Here is a 10,110-nt window from a genome sequence, read left to right on the forward strand (position 1 = left end):
CGGCGGCGGTCTTGCCATCGCCGAGTTCGGCCGCGATCTCGCCCTGGCGCTGATAATTCGCCAGCGTCGGATCGAGCGCCACCGACCGCTGCAGGGCGCTGAGAGCATCCGGCTTGCGCGCCGCTTTCAGGAAGCCCTCCACCGCCTGGCTATAGCATTCCAGGGCTTCCTTCTTGTCCTTCTTCTCGACGAACTGGGCGTAGCGGAAGATCTGGTCAACGGTGGGAGTGGTCAGGCGGACCAGCTTCTTGTACACGATGCCGGCCTTGCCCGCGTCGCCGGTCTGGGCGGCACGGTCGAAGCTGGCCGAGAGCAGGCGCACGGCCTCGTCCGTCTGGTTCAGGGAGATGCAGAGGTCGGCCGCAGCCTGGCGCACCGAATCGTTGTTCGGGTCCTCCTCGAGGATCCCCAGGTATTCGTTGAGCGCGTCGCGCTGCTTACCCTTCTGGAGATACTTCTCGGCTTTTTCCAGACGTTTTTGAAGATCGGCCATGCCGGTAGAGGCTCGGACATCCGGAGCGTGCGTAATTGTATGCGGAATCGCAAGCGCCCAGCAATCGGGGAGTCCATTTGAACGGCGCACCATCGTGCTGGGCCGGAGGGACAGGCGTCAGGGTAGACCGAGGGCGGCGGGTTATGGCGTCCCTCGGGATGACACCTGACGGGCATTCTGATATAGCTGCCGCGTGGGGCAAGAGAGGGTGGGGAGCGAACAGGGTCTGCGCCGGCAATTGGGGGCCGGGCAGATGGCCATGGTGGGGGTCGGTGGCTCCATCGGGACGGGCCTGTTGCTGGGCTCGGCCGCCGCCATCCAGATCGCCGGACCCGCCGTCATCCTCAGCTTCGTCCTGGCCGCCCTGATCGCCTATGCGGTCAGCATGGCCATGGGAGAACTGGCCAGCGTCCATCCCTCGGCGGGGTCATTCGGCACCTACGCCGAGATCTACTTGAATCCCTGGGCGGGGTTCGTTTCGCGCTACGGCTTCTGGATCGCCATCGCCATGGCCATCGGCGGAGAGATGGTGGCCTCGGCCACCTACATGCGGCAGTGGCTACCCGGGGTGCCGGCCATCGCCTGGATCTGCGTGTTTGCCGTGGCACTGCTGGCGGTGAACCTGATGAGCGTGGGCCACTACGGCTGGTTCGAGTATGGCTTCGCCATGGTGAAGCTGGTGACCATGGCCGCCTTCGTCGTGCTGGGCGGCGCCCTGCTGCTGACCGGACACTTCCCCGTCCAATACACCGCCAACGGCGGGTTCTTCGCCAAGGGCCAGGCAGCGCCGATGTACGCCATGTCGTTCGCGCTGTTCACCTTCGCCGGGGTGGAGATGGTGGCCATCTCGTCCGGGGAATCGCGCAGCGGGCGCGAGGTGGGGCGGGCGATGGCCATGGCGTTCGCGATGCTGGCGTTCGTCTATCTGGGAGCGATCATCGTGCTGGTGGGCATCATGCCGTGGAACGGCGCGGGCGTGACCGAGAGCCCGTTCGTGACCGTGTTCAAGCACGTGGGGCTGCCGGCAGCGGGGCACGTCATGAACTTCGTGGTGCTGACCGCGGCCCTTTCCGGCGCCAACGCCAGCCTCTACGTGGATTCACGCATGCTGTTCTCCCTGGCGCGCGGCGGATATGCGCCCCCCAGTATGGGGAGGTTGAATGCTTCGGGCACGCCGATGAACGCTCTGCTTGTTTCCTCGTTCGGGATCGTGGTGGCCCTGGTGCTGGAGAGGTGGGCGCCGGCCAAGGCTTTCGTGTACCTCCTGGGCGCGGCCCTGTTCGGAGCGATGCTGGCGTGGCTGGTGGGACTGGCGGCGCACGTCGTCTTCCGGCGGCGGCTCTCGCCACAACAACTGGTGGAGCTTCCCCTTCGCTCCCCGGGGGGCGGGTGGCTGTCGATGGCCGGATTTGCCGCGATCGTGGTCTCTCTCCTGACCACGTGGGGCGCTTCACCGCTGACCGTGATGAGCGGAGTGGTGTACCTCGTGATTCTTTCGGTTGCTTATCTGATGGTGCGGCGTCGGGGCTAACGTCCCTCCGCTAGACGGCGTGGTGAGTGCCAGCAGTCGCAAGGTCCCTCGGTCGTCCCTACGGGACTCCCTCGGGATGACAATCAAAAGGGAATCCTTCGGCGCGGCTCCTTCGCCTCGGCTCAGGACAGGTTCCGCCGCGCCCCAACAAAGCCAGCGACTAGCGACCAGCGACTAGCGACCGCTACAATCTCCCGATGGCCGACGATCTGCTCCGCTACCGCTCCCACTTCCCCATCCTGGAGCGCACCACCTACCTGATCAGCAACTCGCTGGGCGCCATGCCGCGCGGCGTGTACGACGCTATGAAGGACTATGCCGACGGCTGGAACCATCGCGGGGTCCGCGCCTGGGAGGAGGCCTGGTGGATGCTGGCGGTCGAGGTCGGGAACCAGCTCGGGGGCATCGTCAACGCGGCGAAGGATTCCGTCTCGGTGCATCAGAACGTGACCACCACGGAGGCCATCGTCGCCTCCTGTTTCGACTTCAGCGGCAAGCGCAACAAGGTGGTGTACGACGACCTGAATTTCCCCTCCATCATGTACTTCTGGGAGGCGCAGCGGACGCGGGGCGCCCGGGTGCAGGTGGTCAAGACCGACGACGGCGTGCACGTGCCGCTGGAGCGCCTGCTCGATGCCATCGACGAGGAGACGCTGCTGGTGCCCATCTCGCACGTCATCTTCCGCAGCTCGTACCTGCAGGACGCTCCGGCGATCATCGAGAAAGCGCACAAGGTCGGGGCCATGGTGCTGCTCGACGTGTTCCAGTCCGCCGGCTCGGTCCCCATCGACGTGCAGGCGCTGAACACCGACTTCGCCACCGGCGGCGTGCTCAAGTGGCTGTGCGGCGGACCCGGTGTCGGCTACCTCTACGTGCGCCCCGACCTGGGGAAGAAGCTGGAGCCCAAGCTGACCGGATGGTTCGCCCACAAAGACTCATTCGCCTTCGCGCCTGCGCCCATCGTGTACGCCGACCCTCCCTTCCGCTTCATGAACGGCACCACCCATATTCCGGCGCTATACGCCTGCCGTCCGGGGCTGAAGATCATCCGCGAGGCCGGGGTGGAGCGCATCCGCGAAAAATCGCAGCGGCAGACCACGAAGCTGATGCAGATGGCCGAGCAGCGCGGCTGGCGGGTAAACACCCCGCGCGATCCCGCGCGGCGCGGCGGCACCGTGTCCATCGACATGCCCAACGCCCCGGAGGTCTGCAAGGAACTGCTCAAGCGCGACATCCTGGTGGACTATCGCCCCAAGGCCGGCGTCCGCATGGCGCCGCACTTCTACACCGCGGATGAGGAGATCGATCGCGCCATCGCTGCGGTGGAGGAGATCCTGGCCGACATGGGCGTGGCCACCCGCTAAGCTTTTTCGCTACTTGAAAAGCGGACGTTTCTGAATATGATTCCGCCAAACCCCGGCTCCCTGTGCTGCCCCTGGCTCATGCCGCGCTGTGGCTGTCCTCGTCCAGTGACGAGGGCAAGACCGTCCTTTATGCTGCGATCGGATTTGTGGTCGGGATCTTTCTCTTCATCCGCGGCTTCCGCATGCTGCAGCGAAAGCGCCTGATCCTGGACACCCCGACCGCGAAAGTGCGCAGCGCCGCCATCGGGCTGGTGGAACTGACCGGGCTGGCGGTCGGGCCCGACACCATCACGTCGCCCATCACCCAGCGCCCCTGCTTCTACTACCGAACTGCGGTGTGGAAGGAGGAGGGCTCGGGCAAGAACCGCCATTGGGCGCAGAAGATCGACGAGCGCTTCCACGTCCCGTTCTTCCTGAAGGACGAGACCGGGCTGGTGTTGGTGAACCCGCACGGGGCGGAACTGGACATCCATTGCGATTTCAAGGCGGAGTACAGCCGCTCGATGTTCTCCAGCGCCGGCGTGCCCCCGCGGGTGGCGGAATTCGCCGGACGCAACGGGGTCGCCCTTGACGACAACGTGCGCGTCGAGGAGTACTGCCTGAAACCGCGCAACGCCCTCTACATCCTGGGAACGCTGGCCACCAACGCCGGGCTGGCGCCGGATCCAACGCCGGTGCCGACCTTGCTCCCCTCCGCCAATGTGTCCAGCCTGGACTTCGGCGGCGGGCGGGTGGGGCTGGCGTCGTCGTTGATGAACCTCGCCAACCTGAGGATCAACGTCAACGTGCAGGCCAGGCCCACCTTCGCGGCGCCGGGCCCGGTCCCGCTCACGGACTTCGATCGCAAGATGGCGGCGCGCCGTGCCGCCCAGGCGCCTACCGAGCCGGCACCGCCTCCAGCGAAATACGATCCCGCCGATCCCCGGGCCGCCCGCTCGGCGGCGATCCTGGCGGCTGCCGATCCGGCGGCCGCGGCCGCCGTGGCCACCGTCGCCGGGACTTCACTGCCCCAGGCGATCGCTCAGACCAGCGGAGCTGCCGCGGCGCAGACGGCCAAGCCGGGACCCAAGCCGCAAACCGGCATGGAGCAGGTCGCCGCGGCCGCGGAGCAGGACGTTTTCCCCGCGAAGTGTCCTACGGTCATCTGCAAGGGGAGCAACAACCCCGCGTTTTACATTTCCTGGCGCAGTCAAAAAGAGATAGTCTCGGAGCTGTCCACCCGCTCCACCTTGTTGATCTTCGGCGGGCCGGTGCTGAGCGCGCTGTGCCTGTGGTACCTGCTGTCGTACTTTCACGCGATGTAGAGGAGGCGAGCCATGACGTTCATCATCCTGCTGGTGCTGCTGTTCATCGCGGCCGGCGTGCTGTGGTACTTCGTCACCATCTACAACGGCCTGGTGGCGCTGAAGAACGACATCGACAAGTCCTGGTCGAACATCGACGTCCTGCTCAAGCAGCGCCACGACGAACTCACCAAGCTGCTCGACGTCTGCAAGGGCTACGCGCAGTTCGAGAAGTCGACCTTCGAGAACATCGCCAAGGCGCGCTCCATGTACACCGCCGCCACCACCGTGGACCAGAAGGCGCAGGCCGACCAGGCCGTCACCACCGCGGTGCGCGGGCTGTTCGCCGTGGCCGAGAATTATCCCGAGCTGAAGACCAACACCAGCTTCATGCAACTGCAGGGACGCATCACCGAGATCGAGAACTCCATCGCCGACCGGCGCGAGTTCTACAACGACACCGTCAACACCTTCAACATCCGCATCGCGGTGGTGCCCGACATGTTCGTCGCCGGCATGATGCAACTGAAGCCGCGGGAAATGTTCAAGGCGGCGGAGGCCGACAAGGCCGACGTGAAGATGGACTTCTCAGCGGCCGGACGCTAGCGCCCGCAGCGCCGGGGAGAGAGCGTGGAGCGCAAGATATTCATCGTCCTGGTGCTCATCTTTGGGCTGCTGGCCGACGTGTATCTCCCGCTGCTGTGGGGCCTCGTGGCGACCCTCCCCATCGTGTTCGTGAGCTGGTGGATCGCCTACCGCAGCGGCTGGTTCGCCTGAGTAAGATTGGGTGATTGTGTAATCGGGAAATCGGGTGATTGGGAAGGCGTCCGCGATTGAAGGATGCGGGTCTCAATCACCCGATTTGCCGATTACACAATCCTTCCTTGACATTCGCCTTCTATTCGCCCATACTGCGGGCGATGGCGCTCACCAAGAGACAACGCGAGCTGTACGACTGGATCTCGGAGTTTGTGGGCAAGCACGGCTACTCGCCCTCGTTCGAGGAGATCGGCGAAGGGCTGGGGCTGAGTTCGCTGGCCACCGTGCACAAGCACGTCAGCAACCTGGAGAAGAAGGGGCTGCTCAAGCGCGACTACAACCGCAGCCGGTCCATCGACCTGATCGCGCCCAAGGGAAAGATGAAGCAGATGATGGCGGCGGCCGCGGTGGGCGAGCTGCCGCTGCTGGGGCGCATCGCCGCCGGCCGCCCGGTCGAAGCCGTGGAGAACCCCGAAACCATTTCCCTCACCGACTTCACCCGCTCCAAGGACGTCTTCGTACTGGAAGTGCGCGGCGACTCCATGCAGGACGAGGCCATCCTCGACGGCGATTACATCCTGGTGGAGAAGACCAGCGTGGCCAGCAATGGCGACATCGTGGTGGCGCTGGTGGACGGCATGGAAACCACGCTCAAGCGCATCTACAAGGAGGGCGACAAGGTGCGGCTGCAGCCCTCGAACGCCGCCATGCAGCCCATCCTCGTCCCCGCTGCTGCCGTCCGCATCCAGGGGCGGGTGATCGGCGTGTTGCGGAAGTACTAGGAGCTAGGAGTCAGGAGTCGGTAGTCAGGGGTCAGCGCCGAAGCGTTCTCTCCCTATACGAAGCAAAAGGCCCGGCTTGCGCCGGGCCTTGCTGACTACTGACTCCTGACTACCGACTCCTTCTTAGAGCACCTTCGTGATCGCCTTCTCGATGGTCTCTTTGGGGACGTAGCCGACGATCTGCTCGGCCACCTTGCCGTCCTTGAACAGCAGCAGGGTGGGGATACCGCGCACCCCGTAACGCTGCGGCGTGGCAATGTTCTTGTCCACGTCCATCTTGCCCACCTTCACCTTGCCGCTGTACTGGGTGGCGACCTCTTCCACGATGGGGGCGATCGCCTTGCAGGGGCCGCACCAGGCCGCCCAGAAATCCACCAGCACCGGACCGCTCGCCTTGAGCACGTCGCGGTCGAAATTCTCGTCTGTCACCTCAAACAACCCGACTCCAGCCATCTTGCCTCCGATACTTATCATTGCCGCCGCCTTCCAGGCAGCCGACCAATCCTAACAAACATTGGATGCGGATGGCCCTCGTAAGATTCAGGCGAGCAGCGCAGGGGCCAACGACCCGGGACCGAGAAACAAGGTCAAATTAAAAGCGCCCTGAAGCCGGTTAAGCCTCAGAGCGCCACGGCAGCCCTCCCCCAGAACTGCCTAACTTCAGCGGCGACTCTACTGCGCGGGGTGGGGACGGTAAAGATATCTTCAGTAACCGCGAAGTAATCGCGAGGTAACCATGCCGGGACCCGATCCCGGGGGAGCAGTCATTGGCGGAAATTATTGATCAGGACGACGTCGCGGGTCTGGGGGCCACGTCCCAGCACCATCTTCTTCCCGTCCCGCGACCAGGCGAAGCTGTAGATACGGCCTTCCTTGAAGTCGGTGATCGGCTTGAGCTTGTCGGGGCCGGCGCCTATGGGCCGGCGGAATATGTTGGAGACGCCATTGCGGGTGAGCACGATGTCGAACGCCTTGCCGTCCGGGGCCCAATTTCCCTGGCCCATTCCCTGGGGCAGTTCGCCCTTGGCCAGCAGCCTGCCGCCATCCACCGAACGCACCACTCCGACCGTCTTGGGGATGCCTTCGCCTTCCAGGATGGGGTAAGCGATCTTCGTGCCGTCCGGCGAGATGGCCGCTCCACCGGTGAGGGTTTCGTTATCGAAGTTGATCTGGACGGGCTCGCCACCCTGAAGGGGGATGCGGAAATGCCGGTAATGGCCGGTATCGGCTGAGCCGTAGGCCGCCCACGTCCCGTCCGGCGAACAGCTGACCGATTGATCCAGGCGGTCGTGGGTCACCGGCGTGGGATTGGAACCGTCGGCGTCGATGCGCCACACGGAAACACCCGACGGCGACACGTGCTGGTAGAGGATGTGTTTGCCATCGCCGCATCCGGCCAGTCCTCCCGCACGCAGATCGGACGCCGCGATGCGGTGCACGTCGCTGCCGTCTTCATTGGCCAGCCATATCTCCCCGTCGCGGTCGGTGTACGCGACTTTCCCGCCGATCCAAGTCACGGAGAAGCCGTCCGATCGGCCGGAAGTGACCTGGTTGACGTGCTTCAAATCCTTCGCCGCGACCCAGACGCTGGGGGCACGTTCGTTCTCGATGACGGCGAGTTGCTTGCCATCGGCGGTCAGGCTCACACAGCAGATGTCGTAGTCATTGAGGTCGTTGGTGAGCCGTTGCGCCTGCCCCCCGGGATAGGAGACATACAAGATCTGTCCCTGTGCACTCTTGGATATATCGTTGGCGCCGACCAGCATGCCGGAACCGTCGGGCAGCCAGGAGATCCGGCCCAACTGGCCGTTTTGCTTGTAGAAGCTCGTCATCGAGCCGTCGGCCACGGAGACGGCGATGATCGAGGTGAATCCGCCGCCGGTGAAGTCGAACGCGGTGGCCACGATGGTCTTGCCGTCCGGCGACCAGGCCGGCGCGGCATTGGTGAAGGAATTGGGGATGCGGCGTGTAGCCAAAACGCGCTCGCCGCTGCCGTCGGCGTTGGCGATGAACAGCGTGACCTCGCCCTTGTCCAGGTAGCCGCGCTCGTAGGCGATCTGCTTGGCATCGGGAGAGAAAGTGACCGCGGTGTCGACGTCGAACTTGACCTGCTGCGCATCGCCGCCCAGCACCGGGATCTTCATCAGGTAGCTGTACGCCTGCTGGTTCTTGTCGGAGCGGACGAAGTAAATGTAATTACCGTCAGGCGAAAAGGTGGCGCCACGATAGAGGACCGGCGCCGGAGGGACGATCTGCACGTTGCTGCCGGTGGCCACCTGGCGCACCCACAGGCTCTGCTGTCCGCCCTCGTCGGTGGCGTGGACGATATAGCGACCGTCGCCGGAGATGGCTACTTGGGTCGCTTTGCCACTGTCGGTGATGCGTGCCAGGCGCATGTTCTGGAAGCTGAAAGCGCCCGAGGGGGTGCTGGCAGTCGGGGTCTCCGCACTCTTTCGCTGCGAGATCAGCTTGTACAACCCGAAGGTGATGACTGCCGCCACGATGAGGAAGATGCCGGTGCCGATGGTCAGCACCGGCTTGTTGCGCCTGAGTTCGGTGGCGATGATCAGGGCGCTGGAATCGCGATGCACCCCGGTAGTGGCGGTCTTGCCAGAATCGGTATCGCGCTTCAGGCGCTTCAGGTCGGCGCGCATCTCGGCCGCGGATTGGTAGCGCACGTCACGGTCCTTCTCCAAAGCCTTACTGAGGATGGCCCCGAATTCCTGGGGGAGATCCGGGTTCAGGCGCAGGGGCGGCACCGGATCGCGGTTCAGGATCTGGTCGAAGATCACCGCCGTGGTCGTGCCCTTGAAGGGGAGCACCCCGGTCGCCATCTCGTAGAGCACGGCGCCGAAGGAGAACAGGTCGGTACGGCGGTCAAGCTCCTCGCCCCGCGCCTGCTCCGGGCTCATGTAAGCGATCGTGCCGACCGCCGAACCCGGGCTGGTGAGGTGCTCGCTGGCAATGGTGGGGACGGCGGCGGGTGCGGCGGTCGCGCCCACCAATCCAGCCACCGCCTTGGGGGTCAGCTTGGCCAGCCCGAAGTCCAGGACCTTGGCCCGGTTCTGCGGGGCGATGAAGATGTTCCCCGGCTTGACGTCGCGGTGCACGATGCCCTTGGCGTGGGCGGCGTCGAGTGCATCGGCGATCTGGATGGCCAGGTCAAGCAGAGGGTCCAGGGGCAGCGGGCGTCCGGCGATGCGCCGGTCCAGGGGCTCCCCTTCCAGCAGCTCCATGGCCATGAAGTGCCGGTGGTCGTACTCGTCGATCTCGTAGATGGTGCAGATGTTGGGATGGCTGAGCGCCGAGGCCGAGCGGGCCTCGCGCTGGAACCGCTCCAGCGCCGCCGGGTCGCGCTCCATGTCTTCGGAAAGGAACTTCAGGGCGACCCGCCGGCCGAGCTTGACGTCCTCGGCTTCGAAGACGACGCCCATGCCGCCGCCGCCCAACTGAGAGAGGACGCGGTAATGCGAGATGGTCTGCCCGATCAAGAAGGAAGCCTGTAAGCGAATCTTATAAGAAAGACGGAAGAAGCCGGTAGGAGGTAGCAAGTAGGTGGTAGGAGGCGCCTCCTACCACCAACCCCCTACTTGCTACCACCTGACTTGAGTTTCGCGGCCAGGAAGTCCACGGTCTTCTTCCAGGCGTCCGCGGTATCGTCGGCGCGGTAGCCCTGCTTGTTGTTGGGATTCTGGAACCCATGACCGGCCTCGGGATAGATGACGACTTGCACGTCCTTGCCCAGCTCTTTCAGCGTAGCTTCGTACTTCCGGACGTCGTCCACGGGGATGCCGCGGTCCTTGCCGCCGAAGATGCCGAGGACGGAGGCATGGATCCTGGCCAGCGCCTGCTTGTCGGTGGCCAGATGCCCGTAGTTGATGACCGCCGCCGCCAGCTT

The 10,110-nt window shown here is 64.6% G+C and carries 10 protein-coding genes; 6 read left to right on the forward strand and 4 right to left on the reverse strand.

The features are described from left to right. The coding region (locus VMS96_11915; GenBank protein HVP44131.1) for a tetratricopeptide repeat protein at positions 1-493 on the reverse strand (493 nt) is incomplete at its 3' end. A 208-nt stretch (positions 494-701) separates the two neighbouring features. Here VMS96_11915 and VMS96_11920 point away from each other — a divergent pair. The 6 genes from VMS96_11920 (at position 702) to lexA (ending at position 6,212) form a co-directional block, all read left to right on the forward strand. Continuing rightward, positions 702-2,024 carry an amino acid permease gene (locus VMS96_11920; protein HVP44132.1) on the forward strand — a complete coding sequence of 441 codons (1,323 nt, stop codon included), beginning with the start codon at positions 702-704 and terminating at the stop codon, positions 2,022-2,024. A gap of 197 nt (positions 2,025-2,221) precedes the next feature. Next, positions 2,222-3,388 (forward strand): aminotransferase class V-fold PLP-dependent enzyme, encoded by a 1,167-nt coding sequence (locus VMS96_11925; GenBank protein HVP44133.1) that lies wholly within the window; start codon positions 2,222-2,224, stop codon positions 3,386-3,388. Positions 3,389-3,450: 62 nt separating this feature from the next. Continuing rightward, positions 3,451-4,692, forward strand: a complete 1,242-nt coding sequence (locus VMS96_11930) for a hypothetical protein (protein HVP44134.1) — start codon at positions 3,451-3,453, stop codon at positions 4,690-4,692. Between the two features lie 12 nt (positions 4,693-4,704). After that, on the forward strand, positions 4,705-5,277 hold the full coding sequence (locus VMS96_11935) for a LemA family protein (protein ID HVP44135.1): 573 nt from the start codon (positions 4,705-4,707) through the stop codon (positions 5,275-5,277). A gap of 24 nt (positions 5,278-5,301) precedes the next feature. Beyond that, positions 5,302-5,448 (forward strand): hypothetical protein, encoded by a 147-nt coding sequence (locus tag VMS96_11940; GenBank protein ID HVP44136.1) that lies wholly within the window; start codon positions 5,302-5,304, stop codon positions 5,446-5,448. 107 nt (positions 5,449-5,555) lie between these two features. Further along, positions 5,556-6,212, forward strand: a complete 657-nt coding sequence (gene lexA, locus VMS96_11945) for a transcriptional repressor LexA (GenBank protein HVP44137.1) — start codon at positions 5,556-5,558, stop codon at positions 6,210-6,212. Between the two features lie 123 nt (positions 6,213-6,335). Here the strand turns inward: lexA and trxA are convergent, their stop codons facing one another. From trxA to VMS96_11960, 3 genes are all read right to left on the reverse strand, one after another. Beyond that, complete coding sequence (gene trxA, locus VMS96_11950; protein HVP44138.1) at positions 6,336-6,641, reverse strand: thioredoxin; 306 nt, start codon at positions 6,639-6,641, stop codon at positions 6,336-6,338. Positions 6,642-6,976: 335 nt separating this feature from the next. Next, complete coding sequence (locus tag VMS96_11955; protein HVP44139.1) at positions 6,977-9,703, reverse strand: protein kinase; 2,727 nt, start codon at positions 9,701-9,703, stop codon at positions 6,977-6,979. A 95-nt stretch (positions 9,704-9,798) separates the two neighbouring features. Continuing rightward, positions 9,799-10,110: dienelactone hydrolase family protein (locus VMS96_11960; GenBank protein HVP44140.1), on the reverse strand; the 312-nt coding region annotated here is incomplete at its 5' end.

This window comes from Terriglobales bacterium, from assembly GCA_035543055.1.
Lineage (GTDB): Bacteria > Acidobacteriota > Terriglobia > Terriglobales > Acidobacteriaceae > JAIQFD01.

Excerpts from the sequence above, each read along its gene's own strand:
- VMS96_11925 (HVP44133.1), top strand. The coding sequence starts at position 2,222 with ATGGCCGACGATCTGCTCCGCTACCGCTCCCACTTCCCCATCCTGGAG.
- VMS96_11935 (HVP44135.1), top strand. The coding sequence starts at position 4,705 with ATGACGTTCATCATCCTGCTGGTGCTGCTGTTCATCGCGGCCGGCGTG.